The sequence below is a fragment of the Streptomyces sp. NPDC002994 genome, from assembly GCF_040611155.1.
In the GTDB taxonomy this organism is placed as follows: Bacteria; Actinomycetota; Actinomycetes; order Streptomycetales; family Streptomycetaceae; genus Streptomyces.
Genome location: NZ_JBEXNQ010000040.1, coordinates 30,105 through 52,300, shown reverse-complemented (window position 1 = coordinate 52,300; position 22,196 = coordinate 30,105). Strand labels below are relative to the sequence as shown.

The 22,196-nt window shown below is 71.3% G+C and carries 23 protein-coding genes and 1 pseudogene; 17 read left to right on the top strand and 7 right to left on the bottom strand.

Going from position 1 to position 22,196, the window contains the following annotated elements:
• Positions 1 to 137: 137 nt before the first annotated feature.
• Entirely contained in the window at positions 138 to 419 is a 282-nt protein-coding gene (locus ABZX79_RS34960; protein WP_355267126.1) for an HPr family phosphocarrier protein, read from the bottom strand.
• 156 nt (positions 420 to 575) lie between these two features.
• Between ABZX79_RS34960 and ABZX79_RS34955 the strand changes: the two genes are divergently transcribed.
• From ABZX79_RS34955 to ABZX79_RS34940, 4 genes are read left to right on the top strand one after another with little or no spacing between them, the layout of a single operon-like run.
• Positions 576 to 3,506 (top strand): GNAT family N-acetyltransferase, encoded by a 2,931-nt coding sequence (locus tag ABZX79_RS34955; protein ID WP_355267117.1) that lies wholly within the window; start codon positions 576 to 578, stop codon positions 3,504 to 3,506.
• Positions 3,507 to 3,566: 60 nt separating this feature from the next.
• The gene (locus ABZX79_RS34950; RefSeq protein WP_355267114.1) at positions 3,567 to 4,154 is read left to right on the top strand and encodes a DUF5998 family protein; all 588 of its coding nucleotides are present in this window, start codon (positions 3,567 to 3,569) and stop codon (positions 4,152 to 4,154) included.
• Entirely contained in the window at positions 4,154 to 5,341 is a 1,188-nt protein-coding gene (locus ABZX79_RS34945) for a nucleotide pyrophosphatase/phosphodiesterase family protein (RefSeq protein ID WP_355267111.1), read from the top strand. Before ABZX79_RS34950 ends, ABZX79_RS34945 begins: the two co-directional genes overlap by 1 nt.
• 58 nt (positions 5,342 to 5,399) lie before the next feature.
• Positions 5,400 to 6,086 (top strand): thymidine kinase, encoded by a 687-nt coding sequence (locus ABZX79_RS34940; protein ID WP_355267108.1) that lies wholly within the window; start codon positions 5,400 to 5,402, stop codon positions 6,084 to 6,086.
• Here ABZX79_RS34940 and ABZX79_RS34935 read toward each other — a convergent pair.
• Entirely contained in the window at positions 6,064 to 6,864 is an 801-nt protein-coding gene (locus ABZX79_RS34935; RefSeq protein ID WP_355267105.1) for a VOC family protein, read from the bottom strand. The genes ABZX79_RS34940 and ABZX79_RS34935 overlap by 23 nt on opposite strands.
• Before the next feature lie 256 nt (positions 6,865 to 7,120).
• Between ABZX79_RS34935 and ABZX79_RS34930 the strand changes: the two genes are divergently transcribed.
• Positions 7,121 to 7,948 (top strand): sulfurtransferase, encoded by an 828-nt coding sequence (locus ABZX79_RS34930; protein ID WP_355267102.1) that lies wholly within the window; start codon positions 7,121 to 7,123, stop codon positions 7,946 to 7,948.
• 83 nt (positions 7,949 to 8,031) lie between these two features.
• Here ABZX79_RS34930 and sepH read toward each other — a convergent pair whose 3' ends face one another.
• The 3 genes from sepH to ABZX79_RS34915 form a co-directional block, all read right to left on the bottom strand.
• Complete coding sequence (gene sepH / locus ABZX79_RS34925; RefSeq protein WP_355267099.1) at positions 8,032 to 9,099, bottom strand: septation protein SepH; 1,068 nt, start codon at positions 9,097 to 9,099, stop codon at positions 8,032 to 8,034.
• A gap of 442 nt (positions 9,100 to 9,541) precedes the next feature.
• Entirely contained in the window at positions 9,542 to 10,870 is a 1,329-nt protein-coding gene (locus ABZX79_RS34920; RefSeq protein ID WP_355267096.1) for a D-arabinono-1,4-lactone oxidase, read from the bottom strand.
• Positions 10,821 to 12,077 carry an MFS transporter gene (locus ABZX79_RS34915; protein WP_355267093.1) on the bottom strand — a complete coding sequence of 419 codons (1,257 nt, stop codon included), beginning with the start codon at positions 12,075 to 12,077 and terminating at the stop codon, positions 10,821 to 10,823. The genes ABZX79_RS34920 and ABZX79_RS34915 overlap by 50 nt, the downstream gene beginning before the upstream one ends.
• 108 nt (positions 12,078 to 12,185) lie before the next feature.
• On the opposite strand from ABZX79_RS34915, the gene ABZX79_RS34910 reads away from it, so the two are divergent.
• Both ABZX79_RS34910 and ABZX79_RS34905 read left to right on the top strand, forming a co-directional pair.
• Positions 12,186 to 13,325: a ferrochelatase gene (locus tag ABZX79_RS34910; protein WP_355267090.1), complete on the top strand. Its 1,140-nt coding sequence runs from the start codon at positions 12,186 to 12,188 to the stop codon at positions 13,323 to 13,325.
• Between the two features lie 28 nt (positions 13,326 to 13,353).
• On the top strand, positions 13,354 to 14,157 hold the full coding sequence (locus tag ABZX79_RS34905; protein WP_355267087.1) for an inositol monophosphatase family protein: 804 nt from the start codon (positions 13,354 to 13,356) through the stop codon (positions 14,155 to 14,157).
• Positions 14,158 to 14,298: 141 nt separating this feature from the next.
• Here ABZX79_RS34905 and ABZX79_RS34900 read toward each other — a convergent pair whose 3' ends face one another.
• A complete protein-coding gene (locus tag ABZX79_RS34900; RefSeq protein WP_214972965.1) occupies positions 14,299 to 14,472 on the bottom strand; it encodes a hypothetical protein in 174 nt (57 codons plus the stop codon).
• 300 nt (positions 14,473 to 14,772) lie between these two features.
• Here ABZX79_RS34900 and ABZX79_RS34895 point away from each other — a divergent pair, with 300 nt between their 5' ends.
• The 4 genes from ABZX79_RS34895 (at position 14,773) to ABZX79_RS34880 (ending at position 18,258) form a co-directional block, all read left to right on the top strand.
• Complete coding sequence (locus ABZX79_RS34895) at positions 14,773 to 15,426, top strand: response regulator transcription factor (protein ID WP_028814147.1); 654 nt, start codon at positions 14,773 to 14,775, stop codon at positions 15,424 to 15,426.
• A gap of 6 nt (positions 15,427 to 15,432) precedes the next feature.
• Entirely contained in the window at positions 15,433 to 16,665 is a 1,233-nt protein-coding gene (locus ABZX79_RS34890) for a HAMP domain-containing sensor histidine kinase (RefSeq protein ID WP_355267083.1), read from the top strand.
• A 393-nt stretch (positions 16,666 to 17,058) separates the two neighbouring features.
• Positions 17,059 to 17,355 carry a DUF4193 domain-containing protein gene (locus ABZX79_RS34885; RefSeq protein ID WP_355267080.1) on the top strand — a complete coding sequence of 99 codons (297 nt, stop codon included), beginning with the start codon at positions 17,059 to 17,061 and terminating at the stop codon, positions 17,353 to 17,355.
• 12 nt (positions 17,356 to 17,367) lie between these two features.
• Complete coding sequence (locus tag ABZX79_RS34880; RefSeq protein ID WP_355267077.1) at positions 17,368 to 18,258, top strand: hypothetical protein; 891 nt, start codon at positions 17,368 to 17,370, stop codon at positions 18,256 to 18,258.
• Here ABZX79_RS34880 and ABZX79_RS34875 read toward each other — a convergent pair.
• Positions 18,255 to 18,713, bottom strand: a complete 459-nt coding sequence (locus ABZX79_RS34875; RefSeq protein ID WP_355267074.1) for a DUF3093 domain-containing protein — start codon at positions 18,711 to 18,713, stop codon at positions 18,255 to 18,257. The genes ABZX79_RS34880 and ABZX79_RS34875 overlap by 4 nt on opposite strands.
• 124 nt (positions 18,714 to 18,837) lie before the next feature.
• On the opposite strand from ABZX79_RS34875, the gene ABZX79_RS34870 reads away from it, so the two are divergent.
• The 6 genes and pseudogenes from ABZX79_RS34870 to ABZX79_RS34845 all read left to right on the top strand — a co-directional run bounded on the left by ABZX79_RS34870 (position 18,838) and on the right by ABZX79_RS34845 (position 22,171).
• A complete protein-coding gene (locus ABZX79_RS34870) occupies positions 18,838 to 19,380 on the top strand; it encodes a PaaI family thioesterase (protein WP_355267123.1) in 543 nt (180 codons plus the stop codon).
• Entirely contained in the window at positions 19,377 to 19,892 is a 516-nt protein-coding gene (gene dut, locus ABZX79_RS34865; protein WP_355267071.1) for a dUTP diphosphatase, read from the top strand. The genes ABZX79_RS34870 and dut overlap by 4 nt, the downstream gene beginning before the upstream one ends.
• A gap of 1 nt (position 19,893) precedes the next feature.
• A complete protein-coding gene (locus tag ABZX79_RS34860) occupies positions 19,894 to 20,667 on the top strand; it encodes a DUF3710 domain-containing protein (protein ID WP_355267068.1) in 774 nt (257 codons plus the stop codon).
• A 119-nt stretch (positions 20,668 to 20,786) separates the two neighbouring features.
• Entirely contained in the window at positions 20,787 to 20,966 is a 180-nt protein-coding gene (locus ABZX79_RS34855) for a hypothetical protein (protein WP_355267065.1), read from the top strand.
• Positions 20,967 to 21,068: 102 nt separating this feature from the next.
• Positions 21,069 to 21,326: pseudogene (locus tag ABZX79_RS34850) on the top strand (potassium-transporting ATPase subunit C); the annotation flags it as partial.
• A gap of 110 nt (positions 21,327 to 21,436) precedes the next feature.
• Positions 21,437 to 22,171, top strand: coding sequence for an ABC transporter ATP-binding protein (locus ABZX79_RS34845; RefSeq protein WP_355267062.1), 735 nt, complete (start codon positions 21,437 to 21,439; stop codon positions 22,169 to 22,171).
• Positions 22,172 to 22,196 lie beyond the last annotated feature (25 nt).

Below are 22,196 nucleotides of genomic sequence, written 5' to 3'. Positions count from 1 at the left end.
TCTCGGCGCTCTTGGGGGGGTTTTACTTCCGCACCCCGCTTTTGGCGGCCCACACCACCACACAAAACACTGCGCGCGCGGCCACCCCCATCCCCCCCCCCCACGGCTCCTTCGTGAGAATTCGCCCGACCGAGTGGTCAGACGGTCTCGGGAAGCTCGTCCAGGCCCTCCGAGACCAGCTTCGCCAGGCGGTCGAGAGCGGCGTCGGAGCCGTCGGCCCCGGAAGCGAGCACGATCTCTTCGCCACCCTGCGCGCCCAGGCCGAGCACCGCGAGCATGGAGGCGGCGTTGACCGGCTTGCCGTCGGCCTTGGCGATCGTCACGGGCACACCCGAGGCGGTCGCGGCGCGAACGAAGATGGAGGCGGGCCGGGCATGGAGGCCTTCGGCCCAGCCGACGGTGACACGGCGCTCAACCATGGTGTTGCCCTTCATGTTCTAACGGTTGTCTAGACCAGTCTCTCACGGTGCGCGGGGCAGCCGTGCCCCCGGCCCGGCGCCGCCCCGCTCCGAGGTCCAGTCTGCCGCCTCAGCCTGCCTCGCCCCGAGCGGGGCCGCGACCCGTAGGCTTTCGTCATGCAGCCCCCGCTGGAGCAGGCCCTGCCGGATCACAACGGGCACCACGCGTACCCGGCTCACTGGGAAGCCGACGTGGTGCTGCGTGACGGAGGTACGGCGCGCATCCGACCCATCACCGCCGACGACGCCGAGCGCCTGGTCAGCTTCTACGAGCAGGTGTCGGACGAGTCGAAGTACTACCGCTTCTTCGCGCCGTACCCGCGCCTTTCCGCCAAGGACGTCCACCGCTTCACCCACCACGACTACGTGGACAGGGTGGGGCTGGCCGCCACGGTGAGCGGTGAGTTCATCGCCACCGTCCGGTACGACCGCATCAACGCGCAGGGTCGCCCCTCTTCCGGCCCCGACGCCGACCTGGCCGAGGTCGCCTTCCTGGTCCAGGACGCGCACCAGGGGCGCGGTGTCGCCTCCGCCCTTCTCGAACACATCGGCGCGGTCGCGCGGGAGCGCGGCATCCGGCGCTTCATGGCGGAAGTACTGCCCGCCAACTCCAAGATGATCAAGGTCTTCACGGACGCCGGCTACACCCAGAAGCGCAGCTTCGAGGACGGCGTCGTCCACCTCGAATTCGACCTCGAGCCGACGGACCGATCCGTCGCGGTGCAGCGCGCCCGCGAGCACCGCGCCGAGTCCCGCTCCGTGCAGCGCCTGCTCGGCCCCGGCTCGGTCGCGGTCGTCGGGGCGGGGCGCGCGCCGGGCGGCGTGGGGCGTACGGTCCTGCGCAATCTGCTCGCCGCCGGATTCACCGGCCGTACGTACGCCGTGAACCGGGCCTTCCCCGAAGACCTCACCGAGCTGGACGGCGTGCCCGCCCACCGCTCCGTCGCCGGGATCGGCGAGGCCGTCGACCTCGCGGTCGTCGCCGTACCGGCCGAACGGGTGCCGGAGGTGGTCGCGGACTGCGGCGAGAACGGCGTCCAGGGGCTGGTCGTCCTGTCCGCCGGGTACGCCGAGAGTGGCGGCCAGGGGCGGGCGCGGCAGCGCGAACTGGTGCGGCAGGCCCGTTCGTACGGCATGCGCATCATCGGGCCGAACGCCTTCGGGATCATCAATACGTCGGAGGAGGTACGCCTCAACGCCTCCCTCGCGCCGGAGCCGCCCGCGCGCGGGCGCATCGGCCTGTTCACGCAGTCCGGCGCGATCGGCATCGCGCTGCTGTCGGGGCTCTACCGGCGGGGCGCCGGCCTTTCGTCATTCATCTCGTCCGGCAACCGGGCGGACGTCTCCGGCAACGACTTCCTCCAGTACTGGTACGACGACCCCGACACCGACGTCGTCCTCCTCTACCTGGAGTCGATCGGCAACCCGCGCAAGTTCACGCGACTCGCCCGGCGCACGGCGGCGGCGAAGCCGGTCGTCGTGGTGAAGGGCGCGCGCCACAGCGGGAGTACGCCGCCGGGGCACGCGGTGCCGGTGCCCGCGACGCGCATCCCCGACGCGACGGTGTCCGCGCTGCTGCGGCAGGCCGGGGTCATCCGCGTCGACACGGTGACGGAACTCGTCGATGCGGGGCTGCTGCTCGCGGGCCAGCCGCTGCCGGCCGGGCCGAGGGTCGCGATCCTCGGCAACTCGGAGTCCCTGGGCCTCCTGACGTACGACGCCTGCCTGGCGGAAGGCCTTCGCCCGCTCCCGCCGCTCGACCTCACGACGGCCGCGACTCCGGCGGACTTCCGCGCGGCGCTGGCCGAGGCGCTGGCGGACGGGGGGTGCGACGCGGTCGTGGTGACGGCGATCCCGTGGGTCGGCGAGGGCGGAGTGACGGAATCCGGCGACGGAGAGGTCCTGGCGGCGGCGCTGCGGGAGGCGGCGGCGTCGGGGCCGGCGAAGCCGGTGGCGGTGGTGCACGTGGAGATGGGCGCGCTGGCGGACGCGCTCGCCGCTGCGACGAGCACGGCGCCCGTCCAGAACCGGGGCGCCGCCCCGGACCCCGGTCCTCACACGCCGGACGGGCCGGATGTGGCCGGGAGGATGCCCGCCGCGCGAGAAAATCAAGCCCGTCCGGCGACTGAGGACACGGCCGAAGGGCCTCCGGAGGCCGCCGGGCGGCGGATCCCCGCCTACCCCGCCGCCGAGCGCGCCGTCCGCGCCCTCGCGGAGGCCGTCAAGTACGCGCAATGGCGACGGCAGGCCGCCGAGCCCGGGCGGGTGCCCGAGTACGACGACATCGACGAGGCCGGGGCGGCGGACCAGATCCACGCACTGCTGGACGCGGGCGGGCGCGCGGGCGACACCGGCCCCCGCTCCATGCCCCTGACCGGCGACGCCGCCCGCGAGCTCCTCGGGCGGTACGGCATCGACGTACGGCCCACCCTGCCCGCGCCCCGCCCCGACGACGCCGTCGCGGCGGCCGGCCGGCTCGGTTACCCCGTCGCGCTCAAGACCACCGCCCCGCACCTGCGCCACCGCCCCGACCTCGGCGCCGTACGCCTGGATCTGGCCGACGAGACGGAACTTCGCAGGGCCTACGAGGAGTTGACCGGAGCCCTCGGCAAGCCGGAAGAGCTCCAGCTCGTCGTCCAGGCCATGGCCCCCCGCGGCGTCGACACCGTCGTCAAGGCGTCCATCGATGCCGCGGCCGGCGCCGTCCTGTCCTTCGGGCTCGCCGGAGCCGCCTCCGAGCTGCTCGGGGACATCGCGCACCGGCTGGTTCCGGCCACCGACCGGGACGTCGCCGAGCTCGTCAGGTCGATCCGGACCGCTCCCCTCCTCTTCGGCTGGCGCGGCTCGGACCCCGTCGACACCGCCGCACTCGAAGAGCTCCTGCTGCGCGTGTCACGGCTCGTCGACGATCACCCGGAAGTGGTTGGGGTCGCCCTCGAGCCCGTGGTCGTCGCCCCGCACGGCCTGTCCGTCCTCGGCGCGACCGTACGTCTCGCACCCCCGCCCGCCCGCGACGACCTCGGCCCCCGCCGCCTCCCCAGCTACTGACCGGGGCGGTCATCCACAGACCCGGCATCGCGGTCCCCGGAGCCCCGTAGGATGGAGGGCATGGCGAAGACCGGTACGACGACCCAGGGGCTGCGCGCGGCGATCGAGCGCAGCGGCTACTACCCGGCCCTCGTGGCCGAAGCGGTGGAGGCCGCTGTCGGCGGCGAGCCGGTCTCTTCATTCCTCGTGCACCAGGAGACGACGTTCGACTCCAACGAGGTCCGCCGGCACGTCACGGTCCTCGTCCTGACCGGCAACCGCTTCATCGTCAGCCACACCGACGAGCAGGCGGCCGACACCACCTCCCCGGCGCCGTACGCCACCACCTCCACCGAGTCGGTCAAGCTCGACCGGATCTCGTCGGTCGTGGTCAGCCGCGTCGTCGCCAACCCGGAGAAGTACGTGCCGGGCACGCTGCCCCGCGAGGTCGTCCTGACCATCGGCTGGGGCGCCGTATCCCGTATCGACCTGGAGCCCGCCGCCTGCGGCGACCCCAACTGCGAGGCGGACCACGGCTACACCGGCAACAGCACCGCCGACGACCTGAGCCTGCGCGTCAGCGAGGCCGGCGACGGCCCGGACACCGTGCGCCAGACGCTCGCGTTCGCGCAGGCGCTCTCCGAGGCGACCGCCGCGGCCGACCGCTGATGGCACTGCCCGCCTGGTCCGACCCGGTGCCGCTCGCCCTGGACACCGCGCCCGTGCCCGAGTACGGCAGCGGTTCGCTCGCCGACCTCCTGCCCACCCTCGCGGCAGGCATGGACGTACCGGGGACGACCGCGACGATCCCCGAGCTGACGCCCGCCGACCGGAACTGCGTGTTCCTCATTGACGGTCTCGGCTGGGAGCAGATCAAGGCGCACCCGGAAGAGGCCCCGTACCTCCACTCCCTCCTCGGCAGCTCGCGCGGCGGCACCGGCCGCCCGCTCACGGCCGGGTTCCCCGCCACCACCGCGACCTCGCTCGCCTCGGTCGGCACCGGCCTGCCGCCCGGCGCGCACGGCCTGCCCGGTTACACCGTCCGGGATCCCGACACCGGCTCGCTGATGAACCAGCTGCGCTGGAAGCCGTGGACCGACCCGCACCTGTGGCAGCCGTACCCCACGGTCTTCCAGCTCGCCGACGCCGCGGGCGTGCACACCGCGCAGGTGTCCTCCCCGGACTTCCAGCACACCCCGCTCACCAAGATCGCGCTGAGCGGCGGCACGTTCCGTGGCAAGCTGACCGGCGAGGACCGGATGGATCTCGCCGCCGAGCAACTGGCGGCGGGCGACCGGTCGCTGGTCTACACGTATTACAGCGAGGTCGACGGCAAAGCCCACCGCTTCGGCATGGACTCCGACGCCTGGCGCGGCCAGCTGATGTACGTCGACCGGCTCGCCCAGCGCCTGGCCGAGCAGCTGCCGCCCCGCGCCGCGCTGTACATCACCGCCGACCACGGCATGATCGACATCCCCTTCGACGAGGAGTCGCGCATCGACTTCGACGAGGACTGGGAGCTGAGCGCCGGCGTCGCCCTGCTGGGCGGCGAGGGACGGGCCCGTCATGTGTACGCCGTCCCGGGAGCCGAGAACGACGTGCTCACCGTCTGGCGCGAGGTGCTCGGCGAGCAGTTCTGGGTGGCGAGCCGGGACGAGGCGATCGCGGCCGGCTGGTTCGGCCCGGTGATCGACGAGCGGGTTTACGGACGCATCGGTGACGTCGTCGCCGCGTCCCACGACGACGTCGTGGTCATCGCGTCACGCCGTGAGCCGCACGAGTCCGCGATGGTGGGCATGCACGGTTCCATGACGGCCGCCGAGCAGCTCGTCCCGCTCATCGAAGTCCGCTCGTAACCGCAGCAGCAGCACGCGCGCCCCGCCCCGCACAGACCCGAAAGGCCCTCAACCCCTCATGCCCGAGCTGGTGTTCTTCTCCGGAACGATGGACTGCGGAAAGAGCACCCTCGCTCTTCAGATCGAGCACAACCGGTCCACGCGCGGCCTCCAGGGCATGATCTTCACGCGCGACGACCGGGCCGGCGAGGGCAAGCTCTCCTCCCGCCTCGGCCTGGTCACCGACGCCGTCGAGGCCGCCGAGGGCTTCGACTTCTACGCGTACCTCGTCGCCCATCTCTCCCAGGGCAACCGCGCCGACTACGTGATCGTGGACGAGGCGCAGTTCCTCGCCGGCGAGCAGATCGACCAGCTCGCCCGCGTCGTCGACGACCTCGACCTCGACGTCTTCGCCTTCGGCATCACCACCGACTTCCGCTCCAAGCTCTTCCCGGGATCGCAGCGCCTGGTCGAACTCGCCGACCGGGTCGAGGTGCTTCAGGTCGAGGCGCTGTGCTGGTGCGGCGCGCGGGCCACGCACAACGCCCGCACGATAGGCGGCGAGATGGTCGTCGAGGGCGCCCAGGTCGTCGTCGGTGACGTCAACCAGTCCCCGGACGAGGTGGGTTACGAGGTGCTGTGCCGCCGTCACCACAGGCGCCGGATGACGGCCGCGGCCGCGCACGCCGGGGCCCTGTCGCCCGACGTGCTGCCCGTCGACCCGCTCTCCCTCGCCGACCCCGTCAGCCGCTCGGCGGCGTCGTAGCGGACCGTACGATCGTGAACACCGCGCCCTCCGGATCCGATACGGTCGCCACCCGGCCGGCGGCCGTGTCGTGGGGCGGCTCCAGTACGTGCCCGCCGAGCTCCGTCACCAGCCGGGCCCACGCGTCGGTGTCCTCGACCTCGAAGTACGTCATCCAGTGCGCCCCCCTGTCGCGCGGCAGAGCCTGTCCCACCCCGCGCACGGAGGCCACCGGCCGGCCTTCGAGGCGCAGCGTCAGATGGCCGAAATCGGCCGGTGCCCCCGCTGCCTCCGCTTCTACCTCGTAGCCGAATACCGCCTCGTAGAACTTGCCGACCGTCGACGTCTCACGTGTCAGCAGCTCGTTCCAGACCGGCGTGCCATGGGTGCCGGCCAGTGCGGTGCCCAGATGCGCCGAGGCCTGCCAGATCCCGAAGACCGCGCCCGCCGGGTCCGAACCGATCGCCATCCGGCCGGCGTCCGCCGCGTCGAGCGGCCCGACACCGACGGTGCCGCCGTGGCTCCTGATCGACTCGGCCGTGACATCGGCGTCGTCGGTGGCGAGGTACGGCGTCCAGGCGATCGGCAGATGCCGGTCGGGCGGCAGTTGTCCGATGCCCGCGATCTCCTTGCCGTCGAGCATCGCCCGTACGTACGGGCCGAGCTGCTGCGGTCCCGGCCGGAACTCCCAGCCGAACAGCGCTCGGTAGAACTCCTGCGTGGTGGCCAGGCCGTGCACCATCAGGCTCACCCAGCAGGGCGCACCGGGCGTCGGCCGCCGGGTCGCTGCCTCGGTCATCGTCACTCTCTCCTCGGACCATCGTGGTGGTGGTCGTGCGGGAACGGGCGCACCCCGTCATGAAGCTGTGAATCCGTGAACCAGTGGAGGGGCGCGCCCGTGCAGATGCTTGCACCACCTGTCGTGCCGCGCGTCCCGGCCGCGCCGCTTTCTGTGAGTTCCCGCAGGAGAATGCCCGATTTGGCATTTCCCCACCCGTTCCGGCGCCATGGCCGTACGGTGTCGGTCGTACGGAGGGCTGCGCGAGGATGGCCGTATGAATGCCATCATCACCGCAGCCGAACTCGCCGGCGAGCTCACCGGAGACCGGCCGCCGGTCCTCCTGGACGTCCGTTACCAGCTGGGCGGACCGCACGGCCTCGCCGCGTACGAGGCCGGTCACATCCCCGGAGCGGTCTATGTCGACCTCGAAGCGGAACTCGCCGGTCCGCCGGGCTCCGGCGGCCGCCACCCGCTCCCCGACGTCGAGGCCTTCGGTGCCGTCATGCGCCGCGCGGGCGTCCGTCACGACACCCCGGTCGTCGTGTACGACGGCGGGCAGGGCTGGGCCGCGGCGCGCGCCTGGTGGATGCTGCGCTGGACGGGCCACCCCGGCGTAAGGGTCCTGGACGGCGGTCTCGCGGTGTGGGAGGGCCCGGTCGAGGCCGAGGTCCCGGCCCCGGCTACCGGCGATTTCCAGCCAGTTCCCGGCGCCGTACCACTCCTTGACGCCGACGGCGCCGCCGAGCTGGCCCGCACCGGGCTGCTGCTCGACGCGCGGGCGGGGGAGCGGTACCGGGGCGAGGTCGAGCCGATCGACCGGATCGCCGGCCACATCCCGGGCGCGGTCTCCGCCCCCACCATGGAGAACGTCGGTCCCGACGGCCGCCTGCTCCCCGCGTCGGAGCTGGCCGCCCGCTTCAAGTCGCTCGGCGCCGAGGAAGCCCCGGCGGTCGGCGTCTACTGCGGCTCGGGGGTCTCCGCGGCCCAGCAGGTGCTGGCGCTGGAGGTCGCGGGCATCCCGGCGGCGCTGTACGTGGGGTCGTGGTCCGAGTGGTCGGCCGACGAGTCCCGCCCCGTCGCGAGCGGAGCCGGATCCCGGTAACTCGGCGGGCCGTACCGCGCGCCGTAACTCCGCATGCGCAGAGGCCCGTACGCGATCCGTACGGGCCCCTCCGCTCAAAGCGTCTAGTCCTGCTTCTTGCGGCGCGTACCGAAGACGATCTCGTCCCAGCTCGGTACGGCCGCCCGCCGCCCGGGACGGACCCCGTCGGCCTCGGCCTGGCGGTCCGTCGTACCGGTGAGCCGGTCGCGGTGACCGGCGACAGCGCGCGGCATGAGCACATCGGCGTACGCCGAACCGGCTCCGGAGGCGGCGGACGCCGCGGGCTCCTCGGCCTCCGGCTCCTGCGCGGCGTCGGGCTCGGTCGTCGGCGGCTCCGGCGGCGGCGCGGGACGCTCGGGCACCACCATGTCGCCGCGGAAGCTCGGTACCGCCTCCAGCAGACTGGTCAGCGAATCCCGCTCCTCCTCAGGATCGGGCACGGGCGCGGTGGGCCGCTCCATCTGCCGGTCCATCTGCCGGTCGAGCGCGCGGTCCAGCGGCCGGTCGCGGGGCAGCCGGGCGATCCGCGGTACGAACGGGAAGCTCGGCTCGGGCGCTGCCGCCATCGCCGTGTCGTCCGTCTCGCCGATCAGCGCGCGCGCCTCGTCGTCCACGGCCTGCACGAGCCGCCGGGGCGGGTCGTACGTCCAGCTCGCGGAGTGGGGCTCGCCCGCGACGCGGTAGACCAGCAGCACTTCCCACGTACCGTCGTCGCGCCGCCAGGAGTCCCACAGGACCGTTTCCTTGTCGGCGCCGCGCAGCAGCAGCCGCTCCTGCACCGCCTCACCGAGCTGGGGTCCGGTCCCGGTGTTCTCACCGGGGCGGCGTACGGGCGTCTTCCTGGCGCGCTCGGCCATGAAGGCGCGCTCGGCGAGCACGGGTCCTTCGAACCGGCGGACCCGGTCCACCGGGATGCCGGCGTGCTGCGCGACCTCTTCAGCAGAGGCACCGGCGCGTATACGCGCCTGGATGTCGCGAGGACGGAGGTGGCTCTCCACCTCGATCTCGATCTGGCCGAGACGGGCGCGGTCGTTGCGCACCGCGGCACGCAGCCGCTCATCGATCGGAAGCGTGTACTCCGTGCTGTCAGCAGCCTTCAGCACCAGTCGTGTGCCGTCATTCGAGACGGCCACGACACGCAGTTCGGGCATGGGAACCTCCCGGGTGGTGCCTGCCGACGTCACGTGCGTCGCTGCTTCCGCTAGTCGAGTGTGGCCTGCCCGGGTGCAGCCTGCCACAACCTTGCCCAGTTGCCCGGCGTGTCGGGCATCAGCCCGGGATCGCCGTTATGGCACGGTTACCATTTCGCCACTCATAGTGACCACTTCGTCACTGTCAGCAGCGGGCGTCCGCGATGGGGGCCGGACCCAGGGCTCGCCACAGTACTCCATTCGGGCCATGGGGGTGGACCGGCGCGCCACCGAAGTTCTCTTGGGGTACGGGAGTTGAGCCCGTCGGTTTGCCGCCGAGTGCCCTCTGTAGTGGCCTGCTTCACAGAATCGCCCGAAACGGAACTATCTACTTCTCCCAAATGTCCCTTCATGGTGCGAGGTTGAACAGATGGGCCAGATGGGTGAGATGGAACAGATGGGCCTAGTCGCCCAGGACTCGGCGCAGGTAGTCGTTGGCGAAGAGCCGCTGCGGGTCCAGCCGGTCGCGCAGCGCCGTGAACTCGGCGAAGCGTGGGTACGCCCCGGCCAAGTACTCCGCGTCGCGCGTGTGCACCTTCCCCCAGTGCGGCCGCCCCCCGTGCGCGGTCATGATCCGCTCCACCGCGGTGAAGTACGCCTGGTACGGCGTCCCCCGGTAAAGGTGCACCGCGATGTACGCCGTGTCTCTGCCCGACGCCGTGGAGAGCGTGATGTCGTCCGCCGGAGCCGTGCGTACCTCCACCGGGAAGCTGACCCGCAACCGCGAGCGCTCGATCAGCGCCTTCACCTCGCGCAGCGCCCCCACCGCCGCCTCACGCGGAACGGCGTACTCCATCTCCATGAAGCGCACCCGGCGCGGGCTTGTGAAAACCTTGTAGGGAATGTCCGTGTACGTACGGGCGGACAGCGCGCGGCTGGAGACCTTGGCGATCGCGGGAACGGCCGCGGGAAAGGCCCGGCCCACCGAACATGCCACCTGGAAGACGCCGTTGGAGAGCAGCTCGTCCTCGACCCAGGCGCTGACCCGGCCGGGCGGGGCCGCGGGGCCCGCGCTGCGGTTGTTGCGCTTGGTGTTGCAGTTGCCGGTGTGGGGGAACCAGTAGAACTCGAAGTGCTCGTTCTCCGCGTGCAGCGCGTCGAAGTCCGCCGTCACCCGGTCGAAGGTCATCGGCTCTTCACGGGCCGTCAGCAGGAAGACCGGCTCCACGGCGAAGGTGACCGCCGTGATGACGCCCAGCGCGCCGAGCCCCACTCTCGCCGCCGCGAAGACATCGGCATTCTCCTTCTCGGAGCAGGTGAGCAGCGACCCGTCCGCGAGAACCAGCTCCATCGCGCGGATCTGCGCGGCCGTCGCAGCCGAGTCCCGGCCCGTGCCGTGCGTGCCGGTGCTCGTCGCGCCGGCCACCGTCTGCTCCATGATGTCGCCCATGTTGGTGAGCGACAGGCCTTCCCTCGCCAGCGCCACGTTCAGGCGCTTGAGCGGAGTGCCGGCCTCCACGGTCACGGTCCCGGCCGCGCGGTCGATGTCGCGGATGCCGGTCAGCAGGTCGGGGCGGATCAGCACACCGTCCGTCGCGGCGGCCGCCGTGAACGAGTGGCCCGTGCCGACCGGCTTCACCTTCAGGCCGTCCTCGGCGGCCCTGCGCACGGCCTCCGCGAGCTCCCCGGCCGAGGCCGGGGTCACTTCCCGCACCGGACGGGCGGTCACGTTCCCCGCCCAGTTACGCCACGTGCTCGCCGTCCTGGACGCCGTCCTTGATGTGCGCGCCATCTGTGCCGTGCCCTCCCCGTGTCGGCGCCGGCATCCGCAGCCGGCGATACCCCAGGAACGCCACCAGGGCCGCGAGCGCTCCCGCCGCGACGGGCACCGCGTACCCCGCGTCCGCCCCCGCCGCGTCGACCACCCAGCCTGCGGCCGAGGAACCGAGAGCGACGCCGACGGCGAGCCCGGTTCCTGTCCAGGTCATGCCCTCGGTCAGTTTGGTGCGCGGTACGTGCTGCTCGATGAGAGCCATGGTGGTCACCATCGTGGGTGCGATGGACAGGCCCGCGACAAAGAGCGCCACGGCCAGCAACGGCAGGTTCCCGGCCAGTAGGAGGGGGATCATACTCACGGCCATCGCGCAGACGCCCACCAGCCACCGGGTGGATGCCCGCCCCTTGAGATGCAGCAGCCCGAAGACGGCCCCCGCGAGGCAGGAACCGAGCGCGTACACGGCCAGGACGAGGCTGGCGGCGGCCTTGTGGCCCTGCTCCTCGGCGAACGCCACCGTCACCACGTCGATCGACCCGAAGATCGCGCCGACGGCCACGAAGGTGCCCACCAGCACCTGAAGCCCGCGGGAGGCCAGCGCGGAGCCGCCGGTGTGCTCGTGGCGCGGGTGCGGGACGGGCTCGGTGGCGCGCTGGGCGGTCAGCCAGAAGACGCCGACGGCCAGGAAGACGGCGGCGAGCAGCGGACCGGCCTCGGGGAACCACGCGGTCGACAGCCCGATGGCGATGATCGGTCCGAAGATGAAACAGACCTCGTCGGCGATCGACTCCCAGGAGTACGCCGTGTGCAGCTCGCGCGGGTAGCCCCGGTAGATCTCCGCCCACCGGGCCCTGACCATCGAACCGACGCTCGGTACGCAGCCCGCGCCCGCCGCGAAAACGAACAGTGTCCAGTCGGGCGCGCCCTGCTGGGCGCAGATCAGCAGCCCCGCGACGGCCGCGACCGCGACCACGGTGGCGGGGCGCAGGATGCGGCGCTGTCCGTACCGGTCGACGTACCGCGATATCTGGGGCCCCATCACGGCGGCCGCCATGGCGAGGGTCGCGGAGACGGCGCCCGCGAGCCCGTACCGGCCGGTGAGCTCGGAAATCATGGTGACGATGCCGATGCCCATCATGGAAATCGGTATCCGGCCGAAGAAGCCTGCGACGGAGAACGCCTTGGTGCCTGGGGCGGCGAAGATCGCGCGGTACGGGCTGGGCAAGGGGGTGCTCCGGTAAGGCGTATAGATGGGACTTGCATCTTACGGCTGCCGGGGGCGTGCCGCACGGCGGTTTCACCGCCGCCGGGCGCGAGTGGCAGGATCGTTCCCATGCCCGATCAGCGCGATCCCGCCCCTTACGACGCCCTGCTGCTTCTCTCCTTCGGCGGCCCCGAAGGCCCGGACGACGTGGTCCCGTTCCTGGAGAACGTCACCCGTGGCCGCGGCATCCCCAAGGAGCGGCTCAAGGAGGTGGGGCAGCACTACTTCCTGTTCGGCGGAGTCAGCCCGATCAACGAGCAGAACCGCGCGCTCATCGACGCCCTGCGCAAGGACTTCGCCGAGCAGGGCCTGGGCGGTCCGGACGGCCTGCCGGTCTACTGGGGCAACCGGAACTGGGCGCCGTACCTCGTGGACACCCTGCGCGAGATGGCCGCGGACGGCCGCCGCCGGATCGCCGTCCTCGCCACGAGTGCGTACGCCTCGTACTCCGGCTGCCGCCAGTACCGCGAGAACCTCGCCGAGGCGGTCGCGACGCTGGAGGCCGAGGGGATCGAGCCGCCGCGCGTCGACAAGTTGCGGCACTACTTCAACCACCCGGGTTTCGTACGTCCGATGGTCGACGGGGTCGTCAAGTCCCTGGCGGAGCTGGACGAGGGCGTACGGGCGGGGGCGCACCTCGCCTTCACGACGCATTCCATCCCTACGGCTGCGGCGGACACGTCCGGGCCCGTGGAGGCGCACGGGGACGGCGGCGCGTACGTCGCCGAGCATCTGGACGTCGCCCGGGTGATCGCCGAGGCGGTGCGCGAGGAGACCGGGGTCGCGCACCCCTGGCAGCTCGTCTACCAGTCGCGCAGTGGGGCGCCGCACATTCCGTGGCTGGAGCCGGACATCTGCGACCACCTGGAGGAGCGGCACGCGGCCGGCGCGCCGGCGGTGGTGATGGTTCCGATCGGGTTCGTCTCGGACCACATGGAGGTGCTGTACGACCTCGACACCGAGGCCACCGCCAAGGCCGCCGAACTCGGCCTGCCGGTGCGGCGGTCCGCGACCGTCGGCGCCGATCCGCGCTTCGCCGCCGCCGTGCGGGAACTGCTCCTGGAGCGTGCGGCCGCCGAGCGGGGGCTGCCGGTGGAGCGGTGCGCACTGGGGGCGCTGGGCCCCAGCCACGACCTCTGCCCGGTCGGGTGCTGCCCGGCGCGGTCGCCCAGGCCCGCGGCGGCGGGCGCCGACAGTCCGTACGCCTGACCTTCGCCATTCGCCAGCTAGGAGAGCCGTGACTGATCCCCTCTTGTCCGAGCTGCTCGAACTCGCCCTGGAGGCCGCGCGGCGGGCCGGTGCGCTGCTGCGGGACGGGCGGCCGGCCGATCTCGGTGTGGCCGCCACCAAGTCGAGTCCCATCGATGTCGTGACCGAGATGGACATCGCCGCCGAGAAGCTGATCACCGGCTTCCTCGCCGAACACCGGCCGGACGACGGGGTACTGGGCGAGGAGGGCGCGAGCAGCGAGGGCACGAGCGGGGTGCGGTGGGTGATCGACCCGCTCGACGGCACGGTCAATTATCTGTACGGGCTGCCGACTTGGGCGGTGTCCATCGCGGCCGAGCGGGGTGGCGAGACGGTCGTGGGGGTCGTGGCGGCGCCGATGCGGCGTGAGACGTACCAGGCGGTGCGGGGTGGCGGGGCGTACGCCAATGGCTCCGCGCTGCGGGTGCGGCCGGCGCCGCCGCTGCTGGACCAGGCGCTGGTCTCTACTGGCTTCAATTACGTCGCCGCTGTGCGGAGCCATCAGGCGGACGTCGTGCAGCGGCTGATTCCGAGGCTGCGGGACATCCGGCGTGGTGGGTCGGCGGCGATTGACCTGTGCGATGTGGCTGCGGGGCGGCTGGACGGGTACTACGAGCGGGGGCTCAGGCCCTGGGATCTGGCTGCGGGGGATCTGATCGCGCGGGAGGCGGGGGCGGTTACGGGTGGGCGGCCGGGTGAGCATCCGTCCGGGGAGCTGACGATCGCGGCGTCGCCGGGGGTGTTCGAGCCGCTGCAGGCACTGCTGGAGGACTTCGGCGCTTGGCACGACTAGGACGCAGCGCGGCAAAATCAAGCCCGTCCGGCGATTGAGGACCGGGGGCCGGGGCGGAGCCCCGGGGACGCGCAAGGGCCCCGGCGCCTTCCCCGGCGCCGGGGCCCTGCTCGCACTCCGTACGGTCGACCGGCAGGGGGGTCACGCGCTCGCGGCGGTTACCTTTACGCCGTGCTCCGCGGCGAGGCGGTGCAGGTCCTCCAGCTCCGCCTGCTCCACCTCCGCCAGGAAGTCGTCGCCCGTTTCTCGAGCCATCGTGAGGTCGGATTCCGTGGCCTTTATGCGCTGCAGCAGGCCTGCGGTGAAAGCGTCCATGGGTTGCGCCCCCTCGTCATGGGTCGGTGGCACGGGGGTGTGCCGAGGGTGGGTGGTTCGATCACGTGGCGTGCCGAATACAGGGCGTGATCGCGGGGTGTGAAGTCGTCCTCCCCACACCCCGCCTCAGGAAAACCTCAACTCGCCCGGGAATCATGGAAATCCCCACCCATGTCAGCCCTCCGGCCCCTTCCCGGCGTATCGCCTTACCGCCGGTTTATGGCCGAAAGGGGCAGGATGGCTGCACACAGCCATGGGAGACACCTGCCCGCATGGGCAAATCAACGGAAGGACTGCGACGTGCGCGTACTCGTCGTCGAGGACGAGCAGCTGCTCGCCGATGCGGTGGCCACCGGACTGCGCCGGGAGGCCATGGCCGTCGACGTCGTGTATGACGGCGCGGCCGCTCTGGAACGTATCGGGGTCAACGACTACGACGTCGTCGTGCTCGACCGTGACCTCCCGCTCGTCCACGGTGACGACGTCTGCCGGAAGATCGTCGAACTCGGCATGCCCACCCGCGTCCTGATGCTCACCGCTTCCGGTGACGTCAGCGACCGCGTGGAGGGGCTGGAGATCGGCGCCGACGACTATCTGCCCAAGCCGTTCGCCTTCAGCGAGCTGACCGCACGCGTACGCGCCCTCGGACGGCGTACGACCGTCGCTCTGCCGCCCGTCCTGGAGCGCTCCGGCATCAAGCTCGACCCGAACCGCCGCGAGGTGTTCCGCGACGGCCAGGAGATCCAGCTGGCGCCGAAGGAGTTCGCGGTGCTGGAGGTGCTGATGCGCAGCGAAGGTGCCGTCGTGTCCGCCGAGCAGCTGCTCGAAAAGGCCTGGGACGAGAACACCGACCCGTTCACGAACGTGGTGCGCGTCACGGTCATGACGCTGCGCCGCAAGCTCGGCGAGCCGCCGGTCATCGTCACGGTGCCCGGCTCCGGCTACCGGATCTGACGCGCGATGGCCTCCACCCCGGCGCCACCCCTGGCGCCACCGAAACCGACCTGGGACCCGAGGGAGCAGGAACCGTCGTTCCCCTGGCTGCGCCCGACCATCCGGATACGGCTCACGCTGCTGTACGGCGGCATGTTCCTGATCGCGGGCATTCTGCTGCTCTCGATCATTTACCTGCTCGCCGCCCAGGCCCTCGCGGTGGGCAGTGATCTGCCGTTCAAGATCGTGAGCGGCCAGGTCAAGAGCACGGTGTGCGACCTGCCCGACGAGGCCACGCCGGACCAGTTCAACGCGGCCATGAACGCCTGCGTCAACCACCAGCGCCAGCAGGCGCTCGACGAGCTGCTCAGCCGTTCGCTGCTCGCCCTGCTCGGCCTCAGCATCATCGCCTTCGCCTTCGGATACGCGATGGCGGGACGCGTCCTTTCACCGCTCGGCAGGATCACGCGTACGGCCCGCAGGGTGGCCGGCACGGACCTGACCCGGCGGATCGAGCTGGACGGCCCTGACGACGAGCTGAAGGAGCTTGCCGACACCTTCGACGAGATGCTCGACCGCCTGGAGCGGGCGTTCACCGCCCAGCAGCGGTTCGTGGGCAACGCGTCGCACGAGCTGCGGACACCGCTGGCGATCAACAGGACGCTGCTCGAGGTGCATCTGTCGGACCCCGAGGCGCCCCCGGAGCTTCATCAGCTGGGCAAGACGCTGCTTGCCACCAACGAGCGCAGTGAGCAGCTCGTGGAGGGCCTGCTGCTGCTCGCCCGCAGCGAGAACCAGATCGTGGAGCGCAAGCCGGTGGACCTGGCCGAGGTCGCCTCCCGCGCCATCGACCAGGCGCACGGCGAGGCGGCGGAGAAGGGCGTGCTGATCCGTGGCAAGCGCGAGCCCGCCGTCGTACAGGGCAATGGCGTACTGCTGGAGCGGATCGCGCTTAACCTGGTGCAGAACGCCGTGCGCTACAACGTCCCCGAGGACGGCTGGGTCGAGGTCACCACCGAGATCCAGCACGGTCAGGCGCTCCTGGTGGTTTCGAACACGGGTCCAGTGGTTCCCGCATACGAGATCGACAACCTCTTCGAGCCGTTCAGGCGCCTGCGTACGGAGCGCACCGGCAGCGACAAGGGCGTGGGTCTCGGCCTCTCGATCGCGCGCAGCGTCGCGCGGGCCCACGGAGGCCGTATCATCGCGGAGCCCCGCGAGGGCGGTGGCCTTGTGATGCGTGTGACGCTCCCGATCTGAGACGTTTCGCGCAGCCACGCGGCTGTTCGCTTTAAGCGGAATTTTCGGGACCCGGCGCTGACCGGTCTGTGTGTGATCGATCACAGGCTCGAATTTCCGTCCCTCTACTCTCCGTGATCGCGAACTTCCCCGGAAACCCGGGAAAAGTCCGGGTTTCCTGGGGGTGAGATAACGGGAAGTACACGGGGTGGCGCTCGTGAAGTGCGACATTCGGACCGTGTACGGTCCCGATCGCCATCCAAACCGATCACCCCTGGGGAGATCGGTTGGGTGTCGATTGAGTAACAGACCTTGATGTGAGGCAAAATCTCCGCCTCAGGTCGGGCACAAGTCCGGCCTCTCACGCGTTACGTGCGCTGAGACACCGCAACTACCCAGAGGGGGAGAGCGACAGTGGCAACGGATTACGACACCCCACGCAAGACCGATGACGACGTCGATTCCGACAGCCTTGAAGAGCTCAAGGCACGTCGGAGCGACAAGGCGACATCGTCGGTTGACGTGGATGAATTCGAGGCGGCGGAAGGGCTTGAACTGCCCGGCGCCGACCTCTCCAACGAAGAGCTCGCCGTACGTGTCCTGCCCAAGCAGGCCGACGAGTTCACCTGCATGAGCTGCTTCCTCGTGCACCACCGCAGCCAGCTGGCCAGGGAGAAGAACGGTCAGCCGATCTGCCGCGACTGCGACTAGGTCGGGCCGGCCGTGGCAGGCGCGACACCGTCCAGGAGGAAGCGCTTCCGGCGGAAGGACTCCCCGGAGGCACCGCACGGCGTGAGCGCGGCCGTCGGCGCACGTGACGACGAGCGGGGCCTGCCGGCCTCGCTCGAAACCGCGGAAGGGCCCACGACACGGGCCCGGCGCCTGGCGGCTGTCAGGCAGGGCGTACGGAAGGGCGGCGAGAGCGCGAAGGCCGGTATCGGCTATCTCGCCGACCGGGTCATCGAGACCGCGCCGCGCATTCCCGTACGTGACCTGCCGACCCTGCGCAAGCAGTTCCCGGGCCTCGGCCCGGAGCAGATCGCCGACAAACTGGTGGCAGGTGCGGCCAACGGCACCTCCACCGTGGGGGCGGGCATCGGCGCGGCGGCCATGCTGCCCGTACCCCCCGCCATGCCGGCCGAGCTGGCTGCCGAGATCACCGGCGTCGCCGCGATCGAGCTGAAGCTCATCGCGGAGCTGCACGAGGTCTACGGCATGCGGCCGCCCGGCGGGCCGGCCCAGCGCAGCACGGCCTACCTCACGTCCTGGACCCAGGAGCGGGGGATCGACGTCACCAAACCGGCGACGTACAACACGGCGCTCGGCACTCAGATGAAGCGCCAGCTCCGGCAGCAGATCATGAAACGCATGGTCCGCAATCTGCCGAACCTCATCCCGTTCATGGTCGGGGCCGCGGTCGGAGCCGTGATGAACCGGCGCGACACCAGACGCCTCGCCGAGCGGATCCGCAATGACCTGCGCAAGAGCCAGGTCCCCTGGGACGCGCTGCCCGAACTGCCGCCCCTTGAGAGACCCGAGAAACTCGAGAAACCCGAAAAGCCCGAGCAGCCTCAGGTCGAGCCGAAGCCCGGCCGCAAGGAGCTGGGCGGCTAGCCCGCCCGTACGGCCGCGAGAGCCGCGGCCAGGCCCTCGGGATCGCGTGTCGAGAGGTAGAGGTACGGCGTCGGGTCGGCCGGGTCGGTGATCTCTACGCGCAGCGCCCCGGGAATGTAGCTGCGCAGCAGCATGTGGGCGCGCGGGTCGGCCTTGTACGACCGCCAGGCGCGGGCCTCTTCGGCGTCCAGCACCTGGGCCTCGCCGAGCGCGGAGACCGGGATACGGGCGTCGCCCGCGATCAACGCGTCCCCGACCACCCGGATCCGCTGGGAGCCGTACGAACTCACCCCGGCCGCGGCGAGCGCGCCGGCGCCGATCAGTCCGCCCAGCATCGGCAGGGCGCCCAGGGGCAGCAGCATCAGCCCGCCCGCGATGCCGAGAAGCCCGGCGATGATCCACCAGGAACGAGGGGCGGTCAGACGTTCTGCGTACTGCGGGGCGGAAGGCTGCATGAAACCAAGCTTGGCACGGCGCGACCTGCGCGTACCCGCGCGGGTAAGGTCTGCGCCTGTGAGTACTGAGAACTCCCGGGAGCCGGCCCCCGGGCCCGCGGCCCTCAAGCCCCCGGCCGACGCCATAGCCCCGGTCAGGCACCCCGACGCACCCCCGCCCGGAGAGCTGCTCGGCGCGCACTACGAACACTGCTTCGGCTGCGGCGGGGGCCAGCCCCACGGGCTGCACCTCCAGGCCCGGGCCGGCGAGGGCGTACGCGTCTCGGCCGAGTTCACGGTCAAGCCCGCCCACCAGGGCGCCCCCGGCCTCGCGCACGGCGGCGTACTGGCCACGGCGCTCGACGAGACGCTCGGCTCGCTGAACTGGCTGCTGCGGGTCATCGCGGTGACCGGCCGGCTGGAGACCGATTTCGTACGTCCCGTGCCGGTGGACACCGTGCTGCACCTCGACGCCGAGGTGACCGCGGTGCACGGCCGCAAGATCTACTCCTCGGCGACCGGCCGGATCGGCGGCCCCGACGGGCCCGTGGCCGTCCGCGCCGACGCCCTTTTCATCGAAGTCAAGGTCGACCACTTCATCGAGAACGGACGCCCGGAGGAGATCCGGGCGGCGATGGCCGACCCCGATCAGGTCAGGCGTACTCGCGCCTTCGAGGTGAACCCGTGACCCGTAACCCTGTCGACGTGCTGATCCGCCGGACCGACCCCGACGTACCCATCCCCTCGTACGGACATCCGGGCGACGCGGGGGTCGACCTGGTGACCACCGAAGCCGCCGAACTCGCCCCCGGTGAGCGTGCGGTGCTCCCGACCGGGGTGTCTGTCGCGCTGCCTGATGGGTACGCGGCCTTCGTGCACCCGCGATCCGGTCTCGCCGCCCGCTGTGGAGTCGCCCTCGTGAATGCCCCGGGGACGGTGGATGCCGGGTACCGTGGGGAAATCAAGGTGATCGTGGTCAATCTCGACCCGCGCGAAAGCGTGCGGTTCGAGCGCTTCGACCGGATTGCCCAACTGGTCGTCCAGCAGGTCGAGAAGGTGCGCTTCCACGAGGTCGCGGAGCTTCCCGGCTCGGCGCGGGCCGAGGGGGGCTTCGGTTCCACCGGCGGTCATGCCGCCGTGGACGGCCGGGCGGGTGGGAATCGATACGCATCGGTCGTATCCGACCGGGAAGGACAGTGACGTGTTCGGACGTCGCAAGAAGAGCGAATCCGCCGACGAAGTAGTGGCGGGCGAGGCCGAGCAGGTCGTCGACGACGTCGAGCCTGACGAGGCCGCGGACGGCGACGGGTCGCTGCGCAGGGTGAACCTGCCGCCGGCACCCCGCCCGGACGGTCCGTGGGACGTGTCCGAGGTGATGGAACCCGGCGAGGGCCGGGTCGACCTGGGCGGAATGTTCGTGCCCGGAGTCGAGGGCATGGAACTGCGGGTCGAGGTCGCGGGCGACGCGATCGTCGCGGCGACCGTCGTACTGCGCGACAGCGCCGTACAGCTGCAGGCCTTCGCGGCGCCCAAGAAGGAAGGCATCTGGGGCGAGGTCCGTGAGGAGATCGCGTCGGGCATCACCCAGCAGGGCGGCGTCATCGACGAGATCGAGGGCCCGCTGGGCTGGGAGCTGCGGGCCCAGGTGCCCGTACAGCTGCCGGACGGTACGGGCGGCGTGCAGATGGTGCGCTTCGTCGGCGTCGACGGGCCGCGCTGGTTCCTGCGTGGAGTGATCTCCGGTCAGGGCGCGGTGCAGCCGGAGGCCGCGGGGGTGCTTGAGCACGTCTTCAAGGACACCGTGGTCGTACGGGGCGAGGGGCCGATGGCGCCGCGTGACCCGATCGTGCTGAAGCTGCCGAACGATGCGCAGATGGTGCCCGAGGGCGTCCAGCAGGAGGAGCAGGAAGGCTCGCGCTTCTCCGGTGGCATGGGACAGCTGCAGCGTGGTCCGGAGACCACTGAGGTGCGCTGACCCGAACCTGACGTGATCTGACGTGGCCGGTGGGCCGTACTCCCCGAGAGGGAGTGCGGCCCACCGGCTTTTTCGCTGGTCAGGGGCGGGCCCGTATCGATCTCGTCAAGGCGGCGCCCGTGGCCGTAAGGGAGGCGTCAACCGACGGCTCGGGTGCTTCTGGAGGAGGTTTCCTCGGGAGGTCGGACAATCCCTACCTCCTCCAGGAGCACACGATGGCCGACGTGGCCTTCGTCGTCGCCGCGCTCGCGGTCTTCGCGCTGGTGGCAGCAGTCGCCAAGGGGGTGACGAAGCTGTGAGTACCGAGAACGTCGTCGGCCTGGTCGTGGCCGAATTCACCCCGTGGGCCAGTTCTTGAATGAGCACAGCGCGGGCGGTACGCAGCAGTGGAACGGCGGGGCCTCAGGGACAACTCCACGGCCGGTTACCGGGTCGACCCCACCGGCGTGCCGGCGGAGGCCGTCGCCTCCTCCGGCTCGGGGCTCGACCCGCACATCTCGCCGCAGTACGCCGCCCTTCAGGCGCACCGGGTCGCGGAGCGGAACGGGCTCGACGTCGGGCAGGTCGAGCGGCTGGTCGAGGAGCACACCGAAGGCCGGACCCTCGGCTTCATGGGGGAGCCCCGGGTGAACGTCCTCGCCCTCGACATCGCGCTCAAGGACGCGCTCAAGGAGCTCGCGGCCGCTCCGGCCAAGGGCCGACCGTTGCGGGGCCGGGCGCGCGGTGACCATACTGGCGCCCGGCCGAACGACCGTACGGGGGAGCACGTATGAACGAGAGCACCAAGGGCAGCACCGGCACGGCCGTCGCCGAGAACGCCGGTGGCCGGCCCATGGTCGAGGTGACAGACCTGCACCGCTCCTACGGCACCGGAGCGGCGGCCGTCCACGCGCTGCGCGGCGTCTCCTTCAGCGTGCCGCGCGGTGAGCTCGTCGCACTCAAGGGCCGTTCGGGCTCCGGCAAGACGACCCTGCTCAACCTGGTCGGCGGCCTGGACACCGCCGACGAGGGCCGCATCGTGGTCGACGGCACCGAACTGGCGGGCCTCGGGGAGAACGGCCTGCTCGAACTGCGCCGCGACCGCATCGGCTTCATCTTCCAGTCCTTCGGCCTGATCCCGATCCTCACCGCCGCCGAGAACGTCGGCGTACCGATGCGGCTGCGCAAGACCGACCCCAAGGCGCGCGAGGAGCGCGTCGAGCTGCTGCTTGCCCTCGTCGGCCTCGCCGACCAGGCCGCCCAGCGCCCCGGCGAGCTCTCCGGCGGCCAGCAGCAGCGTGTCGCCATCGCCCGCGCGCTCGCCAACAAGCCGGCGCTGCTGATCGCCGACGAGCCCACCGGCCAGCTCGACGCGGAGACCGGCCTCGCCGTGATGGAGCTGCTGCGCGCGGTCGTACGGAGCGAAGGCGTGACGGCGCTGGTCGCCACGCACGACGCGCAGCTGCTGGACCTCGCTGACCGGGTCCTGGAGCTCAGCGACGGTCACCTCGTCGAGCACGTCTGAGCATCAGAATCGTGTCAAGGCGCAC

Bases quoted from the DNA above. Each gene is read 5' to 3' on its own strand.
- ABZX79_RS34960 (WP_355267126.1), bottom strand. From the start codon at position 419: ATGGTTGAGCGCCGTGTCACCGTCGGCTGGGCCGAAGGCCTCCATGCC.
- ABZX79_RS34955 (WP_355267117.1), top strand. From the start codon at position 576: ATGCAGCCCCCGCTGGAGCAGGCCCTGCCGGATCACAACGGGCACCAC.
- ABZX79_RS34950 (WP_355267114.1), top strand. From the start codon at position 3,567: ATGGCGAAGACCGGTACGACGACCCAGGGGCTGCGCGCGGCGATCGAG.
- ABZX79_RS34945 (WP_355267111.1), top strand. From the start codon at position 4,154: ATGGCACTGCCCGCCTGGTCCGACCCGGTGCCGCTCGCCCTGGACACC.
- ABZX79_RS34940 (WP_355267108.1), top strand. From the start codon at position 5,400: ATGCCCGAGCTGGTGTTCTTCTCCGGAACGATGGACTGCGGAAAGAGC.
- ABZX79_RS34935 (WP_355267105.1), bottom strand. From the start codon at position 6,864: ATGACCGAGGCAGCGACCCGGCGGCCGACGCCCGGTGCGCCCTGCTGG.
- ABZX79_RS34930 (WP_355267102.1), top strand. From the start codon at position 7,121: ATGAATGCCATCATCACCGCAGCCGAACTCGCCGGCGAGCTCACCGGA.
- sepH (WP_355267099.1), bottom strand. From the start codon at position 9,099: ATGCCCGAACTGCGTGTCGTGGCCGTCTCGAATGACGGCACACGACTG.
- ABZX79_RS34920 (WP_355267096.1), bottom strand. From the start codon at position 10,870: ATGGCGCGCACATCAAGGACGGCGTCCAGGACGGCGAGCACGTGGCGT.
- ABZX79_RS34910 (WP_355267090.1), top strand. From the start codon at position 12,186: ATGCCCGATCAGCGCGATCCCGCCCCTTACGACGCCCTGCTGCTTCTC.
- ABZX79_RS34900 (WP_214972965.1), bottom strand. From the start codon at position 14,472: ATGGACGCTTTCACCGCAGGCCTGCTGCAGCGCATAAAGGCCACGGAA.
- ABZX79_RS34890 (WP_355267083.1), top strand. From the start codon at position 15,433: ATGGCCTCCACCCCGGCGCCACCCCTGGCGCCACCGAAACCGACCTGG.
- ABZX79_RS34875 (WP_355267074.1), bottom strand. From the start codon at position 18,713: ATGCAGCCTTCCGCCCCGCAGTACGCAGAACGTCTGACCGCCCCTCGT.
- ABZX79_RS34845 (WP_355267062.1), top strand. From the start codon at position 21,437: ATGAACGAGAGCACCAAGGGCAGCACCGGCACGGCCGTCGCCGAGAAC.